This window comes from Aromatoleum bremense (assembly GCF_017894365.1).
GTDB classification, from domain to species: Bacteria; Pseudomonadota; Gammaproteobacteria; order Burkholderiales; family Rhodocyclaceae; genus Aromatoleum; species Aromatoleum bremense.
The window spans coordinates 31,899-53,347 of record NZ_CP059467.1; the positions used below are offsets into that span (position 1 = coordinate 31,899).

Annotated in this window: 15 protein-coding genes and 4 pseudogenes; 11 read left to right on the forward strand and 8 right to left on the reverse strand. The window is 61.3% G+C overall.

From position 1 onward, the window contains the following. Positions 1 to 202: 202 nt before the first annotated feature. Together pbN1_RS00140 and pbN1_RS00145 are read left to right on the forward strand one after the other, a co-directional pair. Positions 203 to 1,255, forward strand: coding sequence for an AraC family transcriptional regulator (locus pbN1_RS00140; RefSeq protein ID WP_169202405.1), 1,053 nt, complete (start codon positions 203 to 205; stop codon positions 1,253 to 1,255). A 206-nt stretch (positions 1,256 to 1,461) separates the two neighbouring features. Further along, positions 1,462 to 1,737 (forward strand): PAS domain-containing protein, encoded by a 276-nt coding sequence (locus pbN1_RS00145; protein ID WP_169202404.1) that lies wholly within the window; start codon positions 1,462 to 1,464, stop codon positions 1,735 to 1,737. 126 nt (positions 1,738 to 1,863) lie between these two features. Here pbN1_RS00145 and pbN1_RS00150 read toward each other — a convergent pair whose 3' ends face one another. After that, the gene (locus pbN1_RS00150) at positions 1,864 to 2,076 is read right to left on the reverse strand and encodes a hypothetical protein (protein WP_169202403.1); all 213 of its coding nucleotides are present in this window, start codon (positions 2,074 to 2,076) and stop codon (positions 1,864 to 1,866) included. Beyond that, positions 2,073 to 2,510 carry an ATP-binding protein gene (locus tag pbN1_RS00155; RefSeq protein WP_244857072.1) on the reverse strand — a complete coding sequence of 146 codons (438 nt, stop codon included), beginning with the start codon at positions 2,508 to 2,510 and terminating at the stop codon, positions 2,073 to 2,075. The genes pbN1_RS00150 and pbN1_RS00155 overlap by 4 nt, the downstream gene beginning before the upstream one ends. A 65-nt stretch (positions 2,511 to 2,575) precedes the next feature. On the opposite strand from pbN1_RS00155, the pseudogene pbN1_RS00160 reads away from it, so the two are divergent. The 3 genes and pseudogenes from pbN1_RS00160 to pbN1_RS00170 all read left to right on the forward strand — a co-directional run. After that, positions 2,576 to 3,490 (forward strand): annotated as a pseudogene (locus pbN1_RS00160) (ISAs1-like element ISAzo3 family transposase); the annotation flags it as partial. Between the two features lie 557 nt (positions 3,491 to 4,047). Then, positions 4,048 to 5,298: a group II intron reverse transcriptase/maturase gene (gene ltrA / locus pbN1_RS00165; protein WP_169202402.1), complete on the forward strand. Its 1,251-nt coding sequence runs from the start codon at positions 4,048 to 4,050 to the stop codon at positions 5,296 to 5,298. A gap of 76 nt (positions 5,299 to 5,374) precedes the next feature. Next, a pseudogene (locus pbN1_RS00170) lies at positions 5,375 to 5,587 on the forward strand (transposase); the annotation flags it as partial. A 159-nt stretch (positions 5,588 to 5,746) separates the two neighbouring features. On the opposite strand, the gene pbN1_RS00175 reads toward pbN1_RS00170, so the two are convergent. The 3 genes from pbN1_RS00175 to pbN1_RS00185 form a co-directional block, all read right to left on the reverse strand. Continuing rightward, positions 5,747 to 6,694, reverse strand: a complete 948-nt coding sequence (locus pbN1_RS00175; RefSeq protein WP_169202401.1) for an MBL fold metallo-hydrolase — start codon at positions 6,692 to 6,694, stop codon at positions 5,747 to 5,749. Positions 6,695 to 6,844: 150 nt separating this feature from the next. Continuing rightward, positions 6,845 to 8,428, reverse strand: coding sequence for a UbiD family decarboxylase (locus pbN1_RS00180; protein WP_169202400.1), 1,584 nt, complete (start codon positions 8,426 to 8,428; stop codon positions 6,845 to 6,847). 43 nt (positions 8,429 to 8,471) lie between these two features. Then, complete coding sequence (locus pbN1_RS00185) at positions 8,472 to 9,071, reverse strand: UbiX family flavin prenyltransferase (RefSeq protein ID WP_169202399.1); 600 nt, start codon at positions 9,069 to 9,071, stop codon at positions 8,472 to 8,474. A gap of 788 nt (positions 9,072 to 9,859) precedes the next feature. Here pbN1_RS00185 and idi point away from each other — a divergent pair. The 6 genes and pseudogenes from idi to pbN1_RS00215 all read left to right on the forward strand — a co-directional run bounded on the left by idi (position 9,860) and on the right by pbN1_RS00215 (position 16,775). Further along, the gene (gene idi, locus pbN1_RS00190; protein WP_169202398.1) at positions 9,860 to 10,399 is read left to right on the forward strand and encodes an isopentenyl-diphosphate Delta-isomerase; all 540 of its coding nucleotides are present in this window, start codon (positions 9,860 to 9,862) and stop codon (positions 10,397 to 10,399) included. Positions 10,400 to 10,401: 2 nt separating this feature from the next. Then, positions 10,402 to 11,487, forward strand: a pseudogene (gene aroC, locus pbN1_RS00195) (chorismate synthase). Positions 11,488 to 11,494: 7 nt separating this feature from the next. Then, positions 11,495 to 12,010 (forward strand): pyridoxamine 5'-phosphate oxidase family protein, encoded by a 516-nt coding sequence (locus pbN1_RS00200; RefSeq protein ID WP_169202397.1) that lies wholly within the window; start codon positions 11,495 to 11,497, stop codon positions 12,008 to 12,010. Between the two features lie 67 nt (positions 12,011 to 12,077). Then, positions 12,078 to 13,166 (forward strand): bifunctional 3,4-dihydroxy-2-butanone-4-phosphate synthase/GTP cyclohydrolase II, encoded by a 1,089-nt coding sequence (gene ribBA, locus pbN1_RS00205; RefSeq protein WP_169202412.1) that lies wholly within the window; start codon positions 12,078 to 12,080, stop codon positions 13,164 to 13,166. Between the two features lie 572 nt (positions 13,167 to 13,738). Continuing rightward, positions 13,739 to 14,038, forward strand: a pseudogene (locus tag pbN1_RS00210) (integration host factor subunit alpha); the annotation flags it as partial. A 691-nt stretch (positions 14,039 to 14,729) separates the two neighbouring features. Further along, entirely contained in the window at positions 14,730 to 16,775 is a 2,046-nt protein-coding gene (locus pbN1_RS00215; RefSeq protein ID WP_169202395.1) for a putative bifunctional diguanylate cyclase/phosphodiesterase, read from the forward strand. A gap of 126 nt (positions 16,776 to 16,901) precedes the next feature. On the opposite strand, the gene pbN1_RS00220 is transcribed toward pbN1_RS00215, so the two are convergent. The 3 genes from pbN1_RS00220 to pbN1_RS00230 are packed head-to-tail and all read right to left on the reverse strand — an operon-like array spanning position 16,902 to position 21,446. Further along, on the reverse strand, positions 16,902 to 19,727 hold the full coding sequence (locus tag pbN1_RS00220; protein WP_169202394.1) for an ATP-binding protein: 2,826 nt from the start codon (positions 19,725 to 19,727) through the stop codon (positions 16,902 to 16,904). Continuing rightward, positions 19,724 to 20,791: a PDDEXK nuclease domain-containing protein gene (locus tag pbN1_RS00225; protein ID WP_244857074.1), complete on the reverse strand. Its 1,068-nt coding sequence runs from the start codon at positions 20,789 to 20,791 to the stop codon at positions 19,724 to 19,726. The genes pbN1_RS00220 and pbN1_RS00225 overlap by 4 nt, the downstream gene beginning before the upstream one ends. Then, on the reverse strand, positions 20,784 to 21,446 hold the full coding sequence (locus pbN1_RS00230; RefSeq protein WP_169202392.1) for an AbiU2 domain-containing protein: 663 nt from the start codon (positions 21,444 to 21,446) through the stop codon (positions 20,784 to 20,786). The genes pbN1_RS00225 and pbN1_RS00230 overlap by 8 nt, the downstream gene beginning before the upstream one ends. Positions 21,447 to 21,449: the final 3 nt, after the last annotated feature.

Genomic DNA, 21,449 nt, shown 5'->3' on the forward strand with positions numbered 1-21,449 from the left:
TTGTTCCTGCGTGCACCGTTGCGGTGCTCTCGCGGACTTTGCGGAAGGGGCCCTGGCCTTGCCTTGGCTGCGCCTCATCCACGCGGTCACTTTGCGACCGGGGGCGATATCTGCGCTATCCTTGAAGCGAGGCCGTTGTCCCGTGACCGCCGGAACTTGCAGGTGCGCCGGCACGGCGAGAAGCTGCAGGAGGAAAAACAGGATGGCCGGCTTGATCGACGCTCGTAGCGTGAAGACCTGCCTCGCGGCGCACCGTCTGATCGCAGCCGCGGACGATGTCGAGGAAACGTGCACCCGGGTCGGGGAGGTTTTCCGACCCCACCGGCTCGGCGTCGTGGGCCGCGAGCAGCGACTGAGCGCCCGGCTCGACCACATGCCCGTTTCGCCAGCATCGACCACGACCTTGAATCTGCTGCATTACGGCGCGGACGTCTCGATTGCGTCCGAGCCCTTCGACAGCTTCTACCTCGTGATGATGCCGCTGCAGGGGACGGCGGAAGTCAGTTCACGCCAGCAGAAGATCGTATCGACGCCGGATGTCGCCTCCATCGTCGGCCCGGTGGCGCCGATGTCGATCCGCTGGCACGACGACTGCGAGCAGTTGATCGTGCGCGTCGACCGCAAGATGCTGGAGGACGCATGCGCCACGCATCTCGGGCACGAGCTGAACCGGCCGCTGGAGTTCGAGCTCGGCATGGATTTGCGTCGGCAATCCGCGTCGAGCTGGGAGAGCGTCGTCGGATTTCTTGCCTCATCGCCCGCATTCCTGTGCAGCACGATTGCGCACCCACTCATCGCTGCGCAGGTTCAACAGCTGCTGATGTCCGCGCTATTGACCGGCCAGACCCACAACTATCTCGACGAACTGCTGCGCCCATCGCCCGCGTTGGCGCCTTACTACGTCAAGCGCGCGGAAGAATTCATCTGTGCCCATGCCGATCAGGCAATCACGGTCCAGGAAGTCGCCGCACATGTCGGGGTGAGCACGCGTAGTCTTCATACGGGCTTCCAGCGTTATCGCGACACGACTCCGATGGCGTTCCTCAGGAACGTCCGGCTCGAACGCGTCCGCCTGGATCTCCTACGCGCCAAGGAAGAAAACCGGCCCGCGACAGTGACCGACGTCGCATTGACCTGGGGTTTCAGCCACCTGGGTCACTTCACGGCGGCCTACGCACGGAAATTCAACGAATTGCCCTCCCAGACGCTGCGATGCGCTGGCTTGCTGCCAGCGTCACGGAAGAAGGCGCAGTAGGGCGGGGTCAAGGAATCAACCGGCCAGGCGATGGCCTAAAGGGAGGCGACCTGACACACCGACAGTCAGCGCTTGTTCCGTGGCGACCGCAATGACGCCTCGCTCGGCGCCTTTGTCTATAGTCCGCGACTGCATATCGGATCCACTCGTAACGCGACCACGGGCGACCGGCGCCACGGTTCGGCGGATTCCGTAGGAGGTGACATATGCCGACGACTGATCGCCCGTTGTTCTCCGGGACGCCCGTGGTTCGCATTCGCGATGTCACGCTCAACGCGTCGGATGATGCCCCGACCTACCAGCACAAGCTGGCGCGCATCATTCTCGACGTGATGTTCGAGTTCGTCGGACTTCTCGACCCGGATGGCACGATCGTCGAAGTCTCCCAGGGGGCCCTCGAGGGCGGCGGATTGCACTTCGACGAAGTCCGCGGGAAGCCCTTCTGGGAAACGCGTTGGTGGGCTGTCTCGGACGAGTGTTAGCGGCGGCGTGAATCCGCACAAATCTGGCGGCAATAAATGGCGGTGGATTGTGGCGTCGACACGGGCGGCGGGTGGAAACGAAACAGGGACCACTGGGGCCCCTGGGTAGTGAAGGTTTGATTCGGCTCAGAACGGCGGATCGGTCGTCGGTACGTCGTTGCGGCTGACACGTTCGTCACGAAGTTTGGTCACCAGCGCGAGTTCGTAGTGCGCCCAGATCCGGTCGCGCAGATCATCGAGCAACTCGATGACCGCCAATGCCTGCTCGGGCGACCAGTGGGGATCGATGACTAGTTCGACGCCGCGGTGCAGGCCGGACGGTTGATGAGGTCGTTTCACGGCGCCTCCTTCGCCTTGCGCTTGCTGGATCTGGCGGCGGCATGCTCCTGTGCCTCCTTGCGCCGGTAGGATTCCCCCTTGATGGCGATGATCTCGGCGTGATGCACGAGGCGGTCGATCATGGCCACCACGCAGCTGGCGTTGGGGAACACTTCCGACCATTCCGAGAACGACTTGTTCGTCGTAATCAGGGTGCTCTTCTTCTCGTGACGCCGGTTGATCAACTCGAAGAGCAGATCGGCGTGGCGGTTCGAGTACGACAAATAGCCGACCTCATCGATTACCAGGAGATCGGGCGCCGCATAGCGGCGCAGCCGGTAGCGCAGCGCCGAATCGCTGTCGAGGCCGGCCAGATCGCCGAGCAACTGCCCGGCGGTGGCAGGGCAATCGCATATATATTGCATAGGCAATACAGGTAAACGGTTTACGATCATTGACTTAGCGACCCCCTGTTCACAACGTCATATTTTGTGTAGCTTACTGTCTTTTTGGGACTCCCATGAAGACAGGCCAGTTGATGCCCGTGAGCGAAGTGTTCGTGTCGGTACCCGACCCGCGCAGCAAGCGGCAGGCCAGGCACGATCTGTCCGAGTTGCTGACGGTGGCGGTGTGCGCGGTGCTGTGCGGGGCGAACGATTTCGTGGATGTGGCGCTGTGGGGCAAGTCCAACCTGGCCTGGCTGCGCAAGTTCCTGAAGCTCAAGGCGGGCGTGCCCTCGCATGACACGTTCTGCCGGGTGCTCGCGATGATCGATCCCGCGGCCTTCGAGGCGGCCTTTTTGCGCTGGGTGGGCGTGCTGGTGCCGGCGCTGGCGCCGGACAGCGTGGTGGCCATCGATGGCAAGACCAGTCGGCGCAGTGGCGGCAAGGATACGTCGGGGCCGTTGCACATGGTCAGCGCCTTTGCCGCCGGGATGGGTCTGGTGCTGGGGCAGCGCGCCACCGATCAGAAGAGCAACGAGATAACAGCGATTCCCGAGTTGCTCGCCATGCTGGCGCTCGAAGGCACCATCGTCACGATCGATGCGATGGGCACCCAGGCAGCGATTGCCCGCACCATCCGTAGTCGTGGCGCAGACTACGTGTTGTGCGTCAAAGACAACCCCCCCACGCTGACCGACTCGATTCTGCTCACCCTGGCCGGCGTGGCGGAAAAGATCGCGCCGGCTTCGCATTTCGAAGAACAAACCAAGGGCCACGGCCGTGTGGAGGTGCGCCGCTGCTGGGCCTATGATGCGGTCAGCCAGTTGTACAAGTCCGAGCAGTGGGCCGGGCTGCAATCGTTTGCGCTCGTCGAGCGCGAACGCACCGTCGACGGCAAGACCAGCGTCGAGCGCCATTACTACATCAGTTCCCTGCCCGCAGATGCCGCCAGAATCGCGCAGGCCGTGCGCAGCCATTGGGCGGTCGAAAGTGTGCCGCAGGCACACAGCAAGGAAGTTCAGCATGAACCGACAAACTGTGTCGAAGCTGCACGGAAGATGAGGGTAGGTCCCTCGGAGTCGGCTTTCAGGAGCGGGCTTCAAACCACCCCAAGCTGCTGCGGTCAAGAGCCGTCGGTGGTGAGCGTTGGGGTCAAAGCGTCGGGGACGTACCCCGAGCAGGTAAGGATCAGAGAGACGAACGAAAGTGAACCCTCGATGACGCGTCGTTATCCAAAGAATTGTCGTCAAAACCAGGGGCGTTTCCACTTCCTGGGACAAGCTTGCCGGGCACCTGATTACTGGGCAAGCGGCGGCCGGCGTATAGGGGGCGTGAAGCTGATCCAGGCTTCCGTGCGGAACTGCGGGAACCAGTCGTTGCGATGTCAAGGGAGAAGCACAAGTGGCAGAAACCACGAGGCGAGAGTACCGATGCGCAGCACTGGGACGGATCGACCCGTAGTAGTGATGAAGGCCGGTAATGCGGCTGGAGCGAAGGGGTCGAGTCAAGCGGTTGCATTCAGCGTCCAACTGGCAACAGGAGGAGACGGATGAGTGCAACAAAACCATTTGCCATCGACAAGTGGCAAGTGTACGAGGCGTATCAAGCGGTCAAGGCCAATGCGGGCTCGGCCGGTGTGGATAGGCAGTCGATCGAGGCGTTCGAGCAGGATCTGAAGGGCAATCTCTACAAGATCTGGAATCGGATGTCCTCGGGAAGCTACTTTCCGCCGCCGGTCAAAGCGGTCGCCATTCCGAAGAAGAATGGTGGGGTGCGCATATTGGGCGTTCCGACAGTGGCCGATCGCGTGGCACAGATGGTGGTCAAGCGGGTGATCGAGCCGGAACTCGAGGCGCGGTTTCTGCCGGACTCCTACGGGTATCGTCCCGGAAGATCGGCGCTGGATGCCGTGGCGGTAACGCGTCAGCGTTGCTGGCAGTATCCCTGGGTGCTGGAATTCGATATCAAGGGCCTGTTTGACAACATCGACCACGCGCTGCTCCTTCGGGCGCTCGGGAAGCATGTCAAATGTGAGTGGGCCATGCTGTACATCAAGCGCTGGCTGACGGCGCCGCTGCAACATGCGGACGGAACCTTGGAGGAACGTACCAAGGGGACCCCACAGGGTGGTGTCGTCAGTCCGGTGCTGGCCAATCTGTTTCTACACTACACGTTTGACGTCTGGATTACGAAGCACTATCCGGATAACCCCTGGTGCCGGTATGCCGACGACGGGGTGGTGCATTGCCGGACTGAACAGGAAGCGCTGGCCCTGCGGGCAGCGCTCGATGCGAGGTTCGCGCAGTGTGCCCTCACAATGCATCCGGACAAGACCAAGGTCATCTATTGCAAAGACGGCAGCCGCAAAGGAAGGTATCCGAACACGCAGTTCGATTTCCTCGGATACACCTTTCGGGCGCGGACGGTGAAGAACAGCAAGAAGAACAGCCTGTTCGTCAGTTTCACCCCTGCGGTCAGCAGCACGGCGGTCACGGCAATGCGGCAGAAGACACGCAAACTGAACTATCGGAATCGAACGGACCTGAGTCTGGCAGACATTGCACGCCTGCATAACCCGATCCTCAGGGGTTGGCTGGAGTATTACGGCAAGTTCTGTCGCTCGGCGATGTACCCCGTCCTGCGCCATTTCAACATGACGCTGCGAGCGTGGGCGATGAAGAAGTACAGACGGCTGAAGGGTCACAAGATACGCGCGGCTCGCTTTCTCGAAGGTCTCGCCGAAAAGCAGGCGTACCTCTTCGTGCACTGGCAACGAGGGATGGTCGGTGCGTTCGCTTGATGGGAGCGGTGTGAATCGAGAGGTTCACGCACCGTTCTGTGAGAGGCTGGGGGTGCGATTCCCCCGGCCTACTTGCCATCAGCTTCACTGGTCGCTCGATGTGCAGTTCAACGATGATCAGTCCCGGGTGCGCCGAGGCTATGCGGCCAACAACTTCGTGGTGCTGCGCCACATCGTACTGAACCTGCTGCGCCATAACACCACCCGCAAGGCCAGCATCAAGTCCAAGCGACTGCTCGCCTGCATGGAAGACGACTTCCGGGAACAATTACTTGGGCTGGCCATATGAGCGCCTCGAGTTATGACAGGACGGTGCGATTGCCCTGCCAGGCAGGCGCGTTTGGGCTACCTGTCGCCGGCTGCTTTCACTCAGAAATTCTATTCAGAAAAGATAGCTGCTTAAACCGTTGGACTCCACGCTTGCCGACCAATCTCACACCGCCGAGCATCAGCTCAAACTGTCTAGCCAAACTTCCAACCCTTGGGCATTGACGTCCAGTTCGTCGCTGAACATGTCGAACAATTTGGCGTCGCCGATCTGCCATCCCTGACGGACTCGCTCCTCGACCAACAGCTGGCGCAACACATCGACAAGACGGCTATGCCGCTCCTCCTTCCCATCGGCGTTCACCTTCCACGCCACAGTGCAGTGGGCATCAACCAGCCTGTGCAGATCACTTCCAAGGCGGTGGACGTCAGTCACCTGCCCAAAATGCGCGAGATAGATTGCTCCGGGTCGTTCCGAGAGAACGTTGTCTATCGACGCGTGTATTGCCTGAGGATCGAATTGCACTGGCGATGTCAGCGCAAAGACGAATGCGCGACCCTCGACATCGAGCTCACGATGGGAAACACCGAACGCGTCGCCCGCAAAAATGTGCCCCGTCCGGTTGTCCCGCAAGCAAATATGATGTTTTGCATGTCCAGGCGTGTCCAGCACGGAGAGAATTCGTCCAGCGAGGTCCAGCACCATTCCGTCGCAGGCCTCCACAATTCGCGAGAGCGGCACAGGCTTGAGATCGCCATATAGCGTCTGCGCCGTTGCTTCTCCGTAAACTGACCGGGCCCCCTCCACCAGTCTCGACGGGTCGGCCATATGCCTTGCGCCACGCGGGTGCACCACCAGCGTGGCATTCGGAAAGACTTCCATCATCGCGCCGGCACCTCCGGCATGATCAAGATGGACATGCGACGGAACGACATATTCGACCCCGCTCGTGGACACCCCGAGGGATTCGAGGGCGTAAAGAACTTGTGGTATCGAAGCGTTTGTCCCGCAGTCAAATATGGCAGCACGGCCGTTTTGAACGATCAAATAAATCGCTGCGAGACCAGGTCGAATATACATGGCATCGATTGCGTAGATGCCGTAGCCATAGTGAATCACCGGGTTCATGGGCAGGATCTCTTGTGTAGGTAGCTGGCCGCCCACGTAACAAAGCATGGATCGGCCAGCAACCGCCCGGCGAGCCAGCCGGTGCGGTTGCTGAGATCCAGGACCCGGTATGCGCTTAACATGGGCGCTCCTTGTCGTCCTGGTGGTCTCTTAACGTCCGGTGCGTGCCAGCGACAGCACCCATCCGGCCATGCGCGACTTCATCTTGTCGATGTCCGTGCCGTCGAAGAAGTTCTCCGGCCTGACCAGATCGACGCCATATACCGGGCGGTGGAAGTCGTTCTCGTAGCCGTACGGCACCGTCGCGTCGATGCCCATGCCGCCCTCGAACTGGGTGTTCGAAGCGGTCCATTGCTTGTCGCCCGAGGTCATGCGCTCGGCCGGCATGAAGGTCTGGCCGCGCCCGCCCGGCAGCGGATTGAGGATGTCGGTCTGCGGATTCACGCGCGTGGTCAGACACCACATGATGTCGTCCATCGAGTAGATATCCACGTCCTCGCTCACCGCAATCGCCAGCCGCATGCCCTGCGAGCAGGCGAGGATGGCGGCGAGGAAGTTGCGCTGCCAGCCTTCCTCGATCTGGTTGCGTTTCTTCACCTGGATGATGCAGCCGCCCCAGTCGGTCATGCAGTACGGGATGTGCACGTTCTGCACGATGCCCGGTTGCAGCCGCTCGCACAGCGCGAAGATCGCCGATTCGCGCACCGAGGTGTCGATGTTGGCGTCGTCCGCGGTGTGCACGCCGAGCGGGAAGATGATCGGCTTGCTCTCGCGGCGCCGCATCGTGATGGCGGTGACGTGGAAGGTCGGCGCCTTGTAGGCCTTGCCCATGTAGCCCGCCCATTCGGGGTGGAAATGGAAGCGCCCCTGGATGTCGGCCGCCTCCGACTCGGCAGTCTCGTAGCGCTTGTCGCGCGGGTGCAGGTAGCCTTCCAGCACGTACTCGGCATCGGCCAGCGTGTAGGCGTCGATGGTGCGGCACTTGACCAGCCGCACCGGCGTGCCCTGGATGGCACCGGCGATGCCGATCTCGTCACAGCCCTTGGGCAGGATCGCGTAGTCGAAGCCCGCACCGGCGACGTAGGTGCACGACGGCGGCACGCCGAAGCACATCGTCAGCGGAATCGGCTCGTCGTCCTTGTAGTGCTCGGTCATCACCTGCCACATGTGCGATCCCGGCGAGATCTGGAAGGTGCCGACGTTGCCCCAGCGGAAGTTCATGCGGTTGTAGCCGATATGGCTGCCCCCGTCGAAGTACGGGCCGACCACGCACGAGATGCCCGAACCGATCGTCATCTCGGTCTCGAGCGGCGTGTGGCGGATCGCGGTGAGCCACTTGTTCACGTCCAGATCGCTGGTGAGCACCTCCTCCTGCACCGGCGCCTCGCCCTGCTCGATGATCACCGGCTTCAGCGGGTGATCGATGGCGTGGGCGACCTTCTTCACCCGCTCGAGCGAGTCTTTCCAGCCGAACAGTTCCTCGACGACACGGATGTCGCCGAACAGGTTGGTGATGGCACGCGCGTGCGGCATCCCCTTCACGTTGTTGAACAGCATCGGCAGGCTGCCGTCGAAGATCTTCTGCAAGCCCGTGATCTCGAGGTCCGGATTGACCTCCTGGTTCGTTTCGACCAGATAGCCCTTGCTGCGGAACCACTCCAGCGCCGCGCGCAGGTCCTTCTCGCCCACCCGCTCCGCCGCCTTGCCAAGTCCCTTCGTTGCCAGATCGTTCATCGCACTGCCTCCACTGATTTTGTCGAAAATTGAGGGTTACGGATTACTTTTGCGGCTGGAGTTGCGCGACTTTCTTGCCGCGCATCTCCCCCTCCCACCGCCGCGCAAATTCGGCCGGTATCCCGAACTGATCGAGTATCCGCGCCACCACGTGATCGACCATGTCGTCGAGCGTCGCAGGATGGTTATAGAACGCAGGCATCGGCGGCATGATCGTCGCCCCCATGCGCGAGAGCTTCAGCATGTTCTCCAGATGAATGTCGCTCAGCGGCATTTCGCGGGCCACCAGCACCAGCCGGCGACGCTCCTTCAGGATCACGTCCGCGGCGCGGTGCACCAGGTGGTCGCCCGTGCCGTGCGCAATCGCCGCGAGGCTGCGCATCGAACACGGCGCGATCACCATGCCTTCGGTGACGAACGAGCCCGACGAGATCGACGCCCCCATGTTGCCCTCGACGTGATCGACGTCGGCCAGCGCGCGAACCTGCTTCGCCGTGTACGGCGTCTCGTGCTCGATCGTCTGGATCGCCCACTTGCTCAGCACAAGGTGCGTTTCGACATCCGTCGCCTTCAGCGCCTCGAGCAGGCGAACGCCGAAAATCACCCCCGTCGCACCGGTGACGCCCACAATCAGTCTTTTCATTTGATCCCTCGCACAAGAATTGAAAGCGACACCGGTTCCATTGCATTAGTCCACATTTCGGACTTCATTTAATCGTCGCCACACACCCTGATGCACTGTTTTCGCGGCGTGCTGCTAACTTTATGTATGTGCACGTGCACAAACAACCCACCATACTCAATTCGTGTTCCACATATTGAACTTCTTCAGAGCGCCATGGGCAATAGCGGATGAAACGTGCACCTGCGGACAGGCAGACACAGGCACGCCCGGGGGCGATCCAACTTCACGCCGCAGTCACACCACCCGACTTGTCCGTATGAAGACGGATATGGCAGCACGCCCGGACACGAAGATCAGACACCCCGGAAAGTAGCGGCACGTCTCTACAACCCGCCCGGACAGCCCTCTGCAATCAGGCATTTCAATATCCGATGTACGGTCGGCCGCTCAAGCCTCGCAAAGGCGAAGATATCCACCAGGCGCACACCGCGGTCATTGCGTAATGCGATGACGCGATGATGCGCAAACATGTGCCGCATGCCGGACGCCCCATGCTCCAGAACTAGGAGAAACGTTGTCACTCATGGCAGTCTTTCTTATGAATGTCCACATATTGAAACATTAATGCCAACCAGAGGCTTGCCAATCTTCACTCTGATGAATAGATTCAGCCACACAAGGCGCACGACCCGGCCACCATGCCCAACACGAGTCTGTATGCTGGACATAGCCACGGCGTGGATACCGTTGCAGGGCGAGTGACACTGCAACCCCTGTAGCACCTGTTTTTCAGATATGGAGCGCTTATGGAAGACCAAGTGATACTGGTTGACCTGAATGACAATCAAGTCGGCGTGGCCGACAAGATGGCGGCGCATCGCAGCGGCGAGCTTCACCGCGCGATTTCCATATTCGTCTTCGACCGTACCGGCCAGGTCCTGCTGCAAAAGCGCGCCTCGACGAAATATCATTCAGGTGGGCTCTGGAGCAATACATGCTGCAGCCATCCGAGACCGAATGAAGACACCACCAATGCAGCACAACGCCGACTGCGCGAGGAAATGGGCGTGAATTGCGAACTTCAGGAGGTTTTCAGTTTCGCGTACAAGACGCGGTTCGACAATGGACTAATTGAAAATGAATATGATCATGTATTTTTTGGTGATCATGATGGCGAGCCCGTTTTGAATCCGGAAGAGGCCGACGACTGGAAGTGGATGGAGACAAAACAGTTGGCCGCCGATCTGCGCGAACATCCGGAGACCTACAGTTTCTGGCTGGCAGCGTGCTTTGATCGCGTTGTCAGCTTTCGCACCTCGATGCGCGCTGGCGGCCTTGCGGAGTAGATATGTCGGGAAGTTCGATTGGCAAGCTCTTCGTCGTAAGCAGCTTCGGCGAAAGTCACGGACCCGCACTGGGGGGCGTGGTGGACGGATGCCCTCCGGGACTCGAGTTGTCAGAGTCGGATCTCCAGCCCGATCTCGACCGCCGCAAGCCAGGCCAATCGCGCTATACGACCGCACGAGCCGAAGACGACAAGGTAGAAATCCTGTCCGGAGTATTTGAAGGACGTACTACCGGAACGCCCATAGGCCTCCTGATTCGCAACACGGATCAACGCTCAAAGGACTATGCCCGGATCAAGGATCTTTTTCGCCCCGGCCATGCCGACTACACCTATCAGCAGAAGTACGGCGTACGGGACTACCGGGGTGGCGGCCGATCATCTTCGCGCGAGACTGCTGTACGGGTCGCAGCGGGAGCCATCGCGAAGAAGTATTTGAGGGAACGCTTTGGGGTGCATATCCGCGGTTACCTGGCGAAGCTGGGGTCGATTGCCGCGGCGCACGTGGACTGGGACGAGATCGGTCGCAATCCGTTTTTTTTCCCCGATGCATCAAGGGTGGATGAGCTCAAGCACTACCTGGACGCATTGCGTAAGGACGGAGATTCAGTCGGTGCCCGCATAAACGTGGTTGCCGGCGGCGTGCCGGTGGGACTCGGCGAGCCGGTATTCGACCGCCTCGACGCCGATATCGCACACGCACTGATGAGTATCAATGCCGTCAAAGGGGTGGAGATCGGTGACGGTTTTGCCTGCGTCGAGCAGCGGGGCAGCGAACATCGCGACGAAATCATGCAGAACGGATTCGCGAGCAACCGGGCGGGCGGGACGCTAGGAGGCATTTCGTCAGGCCAGGACATTCTTGCCAGTATCGCGCTCAAACCCACATCGAGCATCCGTATTTAGGGAAGGACCGTCGACGTCACGGGGGCCCCCGCCGTGATCAAGACGCATGGAAGACATGACCCCTGCGTCGGAATACGCGCAGTCCCAATTGCAGAGGCCATGCTGGCACTCGTGCTGATGGACCACGCCTTGCGCGACCGCGCCCAGAACGCCGACGTGTCTCGGGCACTGCGCGAAATGTGATCCCATTATGCAAACCGATCCACGCAACGAACCGCTCACCTATCTCGAGCACCACCACGTGATGACGCTCGCGACCCAAGGTCCCGAGGGACCTTGGGCAGCGGCAGTATTCTATGTAAATGACGGAGCGGACCTGTATTTCCTTTCGGCTCCAAGCACACGGCATGCACGCAACCTCGAGAGAGACCCGAGAGTTGCCGCGACCGTGCAGGAAGACTACTCCGAGTGGCAAGAAATCCGGGGGATCCAACTGGAGGGGGAAGCACTGCGGTTGAACGCACTGGATAGCGTGCGCGCAGCCAACCTCTTCGCCCGCAAGTTCACTTTTACAACCCGCGACCACATGAATGGAGCAATTGCGGCAGCTATGAACAAGATTGCCTGGTACAGACTTCGACCTGCGAGGCTTTACTTCATCGACAACTCTCGCGGACTCGGTTGCCGCGAGCAATTTGATGTCGCATCCGTCGACAGACCGAAGTCGGCCGCGAAGTTGTCGCCCTCGCCAAGCAAGACAACTTGAAATGGAATGCGACATCTTCAACTGGAGGGGCTCTGAGCATGCTGACTTGGCGCAAGGAGAGCACACAATAACCACCCTATCCCCGATCCCCGAAATCGTGGAAGAGATCCGCGCCGGCCGCATGGTCGTGCTGGTCGACGAAGAAGACCGCGAAAACGAAGGCGACCTCGTGCTCGCCGCTGAGCACGTCACGCCCGAAGCGATCAACTTCATGGCCAAGTATGGCCGCGGCCTGATCTGCCTGACGCTCACCGAAGCGCGCTGCCGGCAGCTCGACCTGCAGCTGATGGTGCGCGACAACCGCTCGCCGCACGGCACCGCGTTCACCACCTCGATCGAGGCCGCCGAAGGCGTCACGACCGGCATTTCCGCCCACGACCGCTCGCGCACCGTGCAGGCAGCCGTTGCGCGCAACGCCCGACCCGCCGATATCGTCCAGCCGGGCCACATTTTCCCGCTGATGGCACAGAACGGCGGCGTGCTGATCCGTGCCGGCCACACCGAGGCCGGCTGCGATCTCGCCTCGCTCGCCGGACTCGAACCCGCGGCGGTGATCTGCGAGATTCTCAAGGACGACGGCACGATGGCGCGCCTGCCCGATCTGGTCGAGTTCGCGAAGGAGCACGGCCTCAAGATCGGTGCGATCCGCGACCTGATCCAGTATCGCTCGGCGCATGAGCACCTGATCCGTCGCGTTGCGGAAAAGGACGTCGACACCCCGCACGGCCGCTTCCGTCTCGCTGCCTTCGAGGACAAGACCACCGGAGAGGTGCATTTCGCGCTGTCGCACGGCGAAATTCACCCCGACCGCGAGACGCTGGTGCGCGTGCATGAACCGATCTCGGTGGTCGATTTCCTCGACCCGGACAGCGGCCGCCACAGCTTCCCGGTCAACCAGGCGATGGCACGCCTCGCCCAGGCCGAGCAGGGCGTGATCGTGCTGCTCTACCGCCCGCAGTCGGGCACCGAACTGCTTGCCGGCCTGCGTGGCGACGACAACCCGCCGGTGAAGTGGGACGCACGCCTGTTCGGCGTCGGCGCACAGATCCTGCGCGACCTCAAGGTCGGCAAGATGCGCCTGCTCGCGAGCCCGCGCAAGATCCCGAGCATGGCCGGCTTCGGCCTCGAGATCACCGGCTTCGTCGAAACCACCTGAGGGTATTACCCTCCCCCGTTCAGTCGGCAGGGTAACGCCCACTTGGCATTGCCGCCCGAACGTCTCCGAACCCGTATTGGGGTCGCTTGAGTCACGCGGTCCCAGCCATGAGATTGACGGCGCGACCACGCGGTCTCTCTCCCCTGCCGACCGTGATTTTCGCGCCGTCGCGTCCCTCCATCGGCAGGTGTGCGCGCGAGCTCACACTGACGGGACAACGGCGTGGCCGCTCCGCGGATCTTACGAACTTTGCAGGATACGAACGGTGGCCGCCGAGTGATGCCACATATGCTGCGGAAGTACTCAAGGAGACATACCAAAGAGATCTACGTCGCCGTGGAAGTCCTCGGACACAAGGACATGTACCCTCGTCTTGGATTTCGTCCGCCCACGAGCTTCGGCATCGCAAGGCATTTCGACGTGCCGCCGCGCGCGCCCTTCGTCCTTCAGCAGTCAGGCGCTTTACCTCGCCGCGGTAAAAGTGCTATATCAGCCGGAGATCGAGACAGTGGCACTATAGGCGACAACCGCCCAGCCGCCGCGGCCAGGCTAAGGGATAGAAAGACAAGAACATGACGCTAACAAAAGCTGAAATCGTCCAGGTCGTCGTCGAAAACGTCGGACTGAACAAGCGGGAAGCCTTGGAGATGGTCGAGGCCTTTTTTGAGGAAATCAGCGCTTCGCTCGAAACTGGTGAGGACGTCAAGTTGTCGGGCTTCGGCGGATTTCAGCTGCGCGAGAAGCCCGAGCGTCCGGGCCGCAACCCGAAGACCGGTGAGACGGCGCGGGTGTCCGCGCGCCGCGTCGTGACGTTTCACCCGAGCCAAAAGCTCAAGCTGACGGTCAGCGGCCTTGCGAGCAAGAGCCAGGAGTCGCGCCAGGCCGACAAATCCGTCGGAGGCTCTTTGGACGTTCAGCGCTGGCGCATAACGGAGCCGGCGTAAGCGACCGGATCGGGCCTCGTCGCCCCCCCACTATGCGACCAACCGTCACATTGTTACGCGAATGACCTACCCGTCCCGTGTTTCAGTGGCGGTCTACCGCATCTGGCCGATCACCCTGCCCCCGGCGAATCGAAGCCCGATGAGGAGCAGGTGAAGCTTGGAAAGACCCTGATCATGAACCACAATACGTAGAAACGTTGTGACTCGACCGGCTCTTCAAAGCTGCGTGACCAGTCAGCCCCTCGAACTGGTACGGCCTCCGGCCCGGGGCTCTTATGTTCGATCCACCGATCGGAAGGATTTCGACGACGGTGCGCATGAGTCCCTCCGACCGCCAGTGACATACTGCTGCCCCAGCCAACAACAAGACTCTTGAGAATGTGCCCTCCAAAGGCTACATTTCTTCTAGCGAAACGGCACGGTTTCCGTGTTGTGCGCGCAGCGACGGCCTCAAGCGTTGCATAGCCGCCCCCGCGCGGTCGTTTTTGCTCATGGTTGAGCCACGCACCGCGCCGCTCAACCTCGTTGCTCCCCGCACTCCGCTCTTCCGCGTCGCACATCCATGCGTATGGCGTGGACGTTGCGCCGCCGAATTCGCGCTTCAGAACCCCGAAAAACGTTGCTCGCCCCGTCGGCGCCTCACCGCTTCGACGCATCAACCGGGTTACCCGCGGCCCGTAGCGTGCGTCCTCCTCGTTGCCAGTGCTCGCGCGTAGCTCAAGGCTGCGTTGCGGCTCGGCCCTTCGGCGCCAAGAAATTTCTGAAGGGCAAGGCCAATAGGCCATCAACCAACGAGAAAACACGATGGAGAGACGCCATGCATACGACATCCAACCTTTCTCTCGAAAGCCACTACCATCCGAGCGCATCGACGGCCGGGCGGCTCGAGGAGCACCAATGTACCGAGGCGGACAGACTCCCCGAGGATTCGAGGAGACCACATGTGCTCGTCGTCCGCGACGACCGCAGCACACGCCCGGGGCTGCGCGACGCGCTTGAACGCAATGGCTTCGTCGTCGACGTGGTCGACAACGCAGGGTTGGCGATCGCGCGCCTCACGCACACCGTCCCCGACCTCCTGCTACTCGATGCGGCGAGCCCCGGCGCCGACGGCTTCGCGACCTGCGTGCGGCTCAAGGCACTGCCGCAATGCACGGACCTGCCGGTGCTGATGATTACCGCTCCCGACGAGCGGCAGATCGAGTACGCCTTTGCGGTCGGGGCGAGCGACTGCATTTCGGAACCCCTGCACCCGAACGTCCTGGTGCACCGCGTGCGCCACACCCTCGATCTCTGCCGCGCCGAACGCGACGTGCGCCACCTCACCTACACGGACAGCCTCACGGGCCTGCCGAACCGCACCGCCTTTCAAGAGTGGTTGCAGGCGCGACTCGACCCCGCACGATCCGACACGCGGATGCTCGCGCTGCTCTTCCTCGACCTCGACCGCTTCAAGTTCGTCAACGACACGCTCGGACACGAAATCGGCGATCGTCTACTGAAAAGTGCCAGCCGACGGCTCGCCCGTAGCGCCGGGGCTTACGTCGCGCGCCTCGGCGGGGACGAATTCGCCGTGGTGCTCGAAGATCTGCCCTCGGTCGCCGCCGCCGCGTCGGTCGCGCAGGCCATCGCGACCGAGCTTGCGAAGCCCTATCTGATAGACGGCCACGACCTCTTCGTCACGGCAAGCATCGGAGTCGCCTTCTACCCGCGCAACGGCGCCGACGTGGGCACCCTGCTCCGCCATGCCGAGACCGCAATGTATCGCGGCAAGCGCACCAACCACGGCATCATGTTCTATGAAGACGCAATGGAGACGAACGCCAGTGAGCACCTGCAGCTCGAAAGCGATCTGCGCCGTGCGGTCGAGCACGGCGAGTTTGTGCTCCATTACCAGCCCGAGCGAGAGGTGACGACCGGACGGATGGTCGCCGCGGAAGCGCTGGTGCGGTGGCAGCACCCGTTACGCGGACTGATCGGCCCGGACCAATTCATCCCCCTCGCAGAGGAAATCGGTCTCATCGGACCGATAGGCGCGTGGGTGCTCGACACGGCTTGCGCGCAGCTCAAGGTCTGGCGCGAAGCCGGGAACAACTTGCGGATTGCAGTCAATTTCTCCACTGAGCAGCTGCAGGACCACGGCATCGCCGACGCAGTCGAAAACGCGCTCCGCCGCAGCGGGCTGAGATCCGACGATCTCGTCGTCGAGATAACCGAAAGCATGTGGCTGGACCGTCGCGGCAACGCGATCGATAACCTCTTCCAGCTCAAGCGCCTTGGGGTGCACCTCGCGATCGACGATTTCGGCACCGGCTACTCGTCCCTCAGCTACCTGAAGCGAATGCCCGTTGACATCCTCAAGGTCGACCGCAGCTTCATCACCGAGCTCACCGATACGGGCCCGGAGCCCGCGATCGTGCGCGGCATCATCGCCCTCGCCCACAACCTGGACCTCGAGGTCATCGTCGAAGGTGTCGAGACCGCGATCCAGTACGATCTGGTCCGCAAGATGGGCTGCGACGTCGTACAGGGTTACCTGTTCGGCAGAACGTTATCTCCGACGGCGTTTTCGGATGCGTATTTCGGCGAAGCGTCGTGCGAAGGATCGAGCTTGTCGGCCGAAGGCGACAGTCATGACCAACATGAAGCGGTCTTTCGTCATTGACCGCTTCTACTGATCCCGAACTCTCGCCGACCGTTTCGAAATGGTCAGGATTGCAGAAAACAGACATATAGTGTCGAAACTAGCGCAGCGCGGCTTCCATTTCGTGGTTGTGCAAGTGGGTAGCGCTTATTCGCCCTGTTCGAACTCAGCACTCCTGAACTTGAGAACTTTGCAGTTCTCCTTCACCGCCCGCTGCACGTTGTCATCGAAACCGGTCTCGGTTTCGGCCTGAATCTCGATCGCGATCTTCACCTTCACACCCGGTCGGGCGGTGAACTGCAGCACGACCTCATCAACCAAGTCGGCGAACTGCTTCTTTGCCTGGAAAGGATCCAGCTCGATGCTGCCATAGAACTGGCGCTTCGGTGGCTGCTGCGAGGTGGCGCCAGGGACCGCTGGATAGGTTGGCTTCGCCGAGTCCTCGACGCGCGGCGGGGTCGTGGTGCCGGTGCCTGTAGTTGGCGTTGCGCCCTTACGCGCCTCTTCTGCCGCTCGCTGGGCCTCCGCAAACATCGCCGCCGTCACCGGCTCGATCAGCAGGAGCGACGAGTCCATGAAGATCGACGTTTTCTTGCCGAAGCTGAAGCCTACATAGCGGCCTTCATCCTTGCCCTGCGCGATGCCGAAGAAGTCGCGGCTGTCGGCGCCGGCACCAACTGTGGTCTGGAACGTTACGTCATCCCTGAGGCGGGGTAGATAAAGGTACTGGCAGCTCTTCTGCCAAACGTCCACCGCGCTTACCTCGCGAATCTCATCTTTCCAAAACCAAGTCTTCAACACCCCTACAAGATGGATGGGAGCCCACTCGGTAATCAGCAGCTCGTTTTCCTTCAGGACGCGCTCGATCTCTTGGGATGGGTTCAGTGCGCCGGGATTGAGCGGGAAGTGTTCCCACTGCACTTCTGACATTGCCTTTCCGGGGCGGGCCTCCTGCATCGGCGCAAGCAGCCATTTGTATGTCTCGCGCACCATGCGCCTGAGTGCCTCGCCTGCGTCCTCCAGGCTTTTGCTGGCTTGCTTGGCCTGGAACTGGTCCAGGTTCAGCTTCATCTCCCTGATGTCGCTGACGATCGACTGCCAGGCCAGCATCGAGCGGACTTGATCTTTGAGTCTACTGACGTTGTCATAATCGGCCGCCAGGAAGATGAGCCGGTTCTGTTTCTGCCTCGGCTGCTCACCGCGGGCCTTCAGAATTTCCTTGGCCCGTTCGGTGGCCAGGTTTTGTCCGCTGCGGCTGAATGCCGCATCAGGCGGTAGTACCACCAAGCGAAGCTGCCAGTCGTCTGGCACGTCGCCGCTCGCCGTGAAAACGTGGATGCCACCAAACACTCCGGTTGCCAGGCTCCTCTGCACACGTTCGCGAACAGCCGGGAAGACATCTTCCTTATCCTGGAAGCGGCGTTTGCGCTCTTCCATCTCGCGCCGCAGGTTCGGCCGGGTGTCGAACCAAAAGCGGTTGTTGGCGCTGTTCAGATAGTGCAGCCGGTCACCGAGCCGGCGGAGTGCGTCCTTGTACAACCCGATCTGCTGGCCGGGCTGAACCACACCAAGCACAACCCGTTCAAGTTCCAGGCCGCGCACAAGCTGGTTCGACGTGCTCGGGGCACTACCCAGAAAGATCGCCCGTGTCGCGCGCCGGCACGCCTGCACGCTACCGAACTTCGACTCACGGTTCTCGATCTCGACGGGCTCTGACCGCTCGCCGTCCACGTCCCGCTCCAGCACCGGGTCCCATCCCTGCGGCAGGTACTGGATTGCTTCGTTGCGGGTGTCAGCGTCGTAGATCGGCAAGCTGCCCGGCATGATCAAGGGGTCGTTGTTGCCGTCCTTCCAGAGGCGGTGGATGACCTTGGCCATCAGCTTCAGTACACCGCGCGTGCGCTGGAAGTTGTCCAGCGTCGACCAATCGTCGTACAGCCGATCGAACATTTCAGGGTGAATGGGATACGCGTGAAGCAGCCGGTCGAAGTAGCGGCTTTCCTGCGTCTCGTGCGGCAGATCGTCCTTGTTCGCGACGTAGAAGTCCGCGAACGCGCGGCATACCGACTCGGTCGCCAGCTTGTCGCCGATCGTAGTGAACAGCCTCCGGCGCACGATCTCGAACGCCTCCTCGGTGCCAACGGGCTTCCAGAGCGCCTGAACACGGCCGAAGTAGTGCGACAGCGAGGCGAGCGCCTTGATGCCGCGTTGACTGCCGGCTTCCCTGTCGGACTCGGGCAACGATGCGAGCAGGACTGCCGTAGGCACGGCTTTCAACGCCTCGGTCAGCGCCTGGACGAACGTCAGGTTCGAGTCATAGGTACCGCCCGTCAGCGCCTTGCCCTCCTCAAACTGGCGGACGTACGCAACCAGCTCGTCGATCAGGATCACACAGGGCGCGCAGCGGCTCAGCAGCTCTTGCAGAACGGTCTTGCCGGGTGACGTGCCGGACGCATCAGCGTCTGCCACCATCGAGTAGCCCTCATCGCCGCCAAGCTGCCAGGCAAGATCGCCCCACAGCGTGCGTACGGACTGCTTGCCCCGCGTGACTGGCTGGTTGGGGGATGACTTGATGCCGTCCAATACGGCGACGCGCGCGCGGGGTAGCTCCGTCACCCCCGCAGCGTCCAGGATCGCCGGAACGCCAGGCAAGTCGCTCGGCAATGCCTTGCCATTCGCCAAGTGGTAGATGGCCAGCATGGTGTGGGTCTTGCCGCCGCCAAACGCAGTCTGCAATTGAATGACCGGGTCGCCGCCCTTACCCGAAAGGCGCTTGACCACTGAATCGAGCAGCAATCGCATGCCCTCGGTAATGAATGTGCGCTGGAAGAACAGGCTCGGGTCCTGGTATTCGGCGGTCGCCGTACCGTCATGCACGCGCGACAAGTCGGCTGCGAATTCGGCCTGCTGAAATGTTCCTTTCAGCACATCCTCGTGCGGAACGGCGATCTCGCGCCACGGCTTCAAGCTCATTGTTCTTCCCCACCCATGTCTTGTTGATGCGTCAACAGCCCTTGCGCCGCGCGCTCTCGCGCATGCTCCACCGCGCGATGCAATTGGCGTTGCAGCAGCTTCATGTCCGGTATCTGCGCGAGGTATTCGGCGACCCGAATGCCAGCCGATTCCAGGTCCATTAGCTCTACCTGTTCGCTGTCTGCACCTGCGCACAGAATCAACCCCAGTGGCGAGGCTTCGCCCTCGACGCGGTCATGCTTGTCCAGCCAGCGCAGGTACAGTTCCATCTGACCTTTGTGGGCGGGCGCGAAGGGCTCGAGCTTCAGCTCCACGGCGACCAGTCTGCGCAGGTGCCGGTGATAGAACAGCAGGTCGAGATAGAAATCGTCGCGGCCCACGCTGATGCGCTTTTGCCGCGCGACGAAGGTGAAGCCCGCGCCAAGTTCCAGCAGGAAGCGCTCCATGTCACGCAGGATCGCGGTCTCCAGGTCGCGCTCGCTGTAGCCGTCGGGCAGGCCCAGGAAATCGAGCATGTAGGGGTCGCGGAACACCATGTTCGGCGTCATCTGCCCCCCCACGCGCAGGTGGCTCAGTTCCTTGCGTACGACCGCTTCGGGCTGTTTGGTTAGCGCAGTGCGCAGGTAGAGCTGGCTAGCGATGCGCTCGCGGAGAGTACGCACACTCCAGCGCTCGACCCGGCACATTTCGGCATAGAACTCACGCTCCAACGGTTGTTTGAGCGGCAAAATCTCGACGAAGTGGCTCCAGCCCAGTTCTCGCGACAGCGTCGCGACGATCTGCTCGTCCGGAAAGGCCTCGGCGAACTGCACCATCCGGGCGAGATTGCGAGCGCTGAAACCCTTGCCATATTCGGGGACCAATTTTGCCGACAGTGTCGGCAAAATCTCCTCGCCATACTGAGCGCGTTGCCCTTGCAGTATCTCCCGCTGGATTCGCTCCCCCAGCTTCCAATGCAACAGCGTCAAGGTGCTGTTGGCTGTCTGGGCAAGGTGCTGCCGGGCCTGTTCGATCAGCCCGCGCAGGTCGGAGAGGAGCGACGGGGTGTGCGCCACATTACTCATGTCCCGCCTCCTGCCACGCGCGTTGCAGGAATTCATGGTCTGGCAGCAACGTGAAAAACTGCTCTCCACCCAGCAGCGACTTGCTTAGAACACGTAGCTCGTGTTGAACCTGAACGTCTAGCCTTTCATCTAGGTAGGCAGTCCCAGTCAGCTTGTGATTGACGCTCCGCCTCAGCTCGCGCAAACCACTCGCAAGCGCCTGCATCGCCTCAATGTCCGCAGTTTCAAGCGGAATGTTCAGCGTGTGTGCTTCTTTCAACGCTCGGTTCAAGTCATTGTGGCTCAGATACTTGTCACGGACGGTTTTCAAGCCGGAGCCATCCCAAATCGCCCGAATGGCCTTCTCGTCGAGACAGATCCTTGAATCCTTCTCCACCAACCGTTTCAAGCTCAGGTTTGGCCTCTCGCCTTCACGCCTGCCGCTGTTTGCCGGGTCCATCAATCGAGATACCCGCATCAGCAATGATTCTATAAAAGCCGTTTGCATCAATCTGAAGAACAAGGGTGCGTCCTGTCCCAGCGTCGCCAAGCCTTTGCCCTGCGGCTGGAAATACAGGCCATCCACGGCTTCCCAAAGGAGCTGAATGCCCGTGATCTCTCTATTGATGATTTCCCATAGCTCTGTGGCGGAGGGTTGTGGTGTAGTGGCAGTCATGGC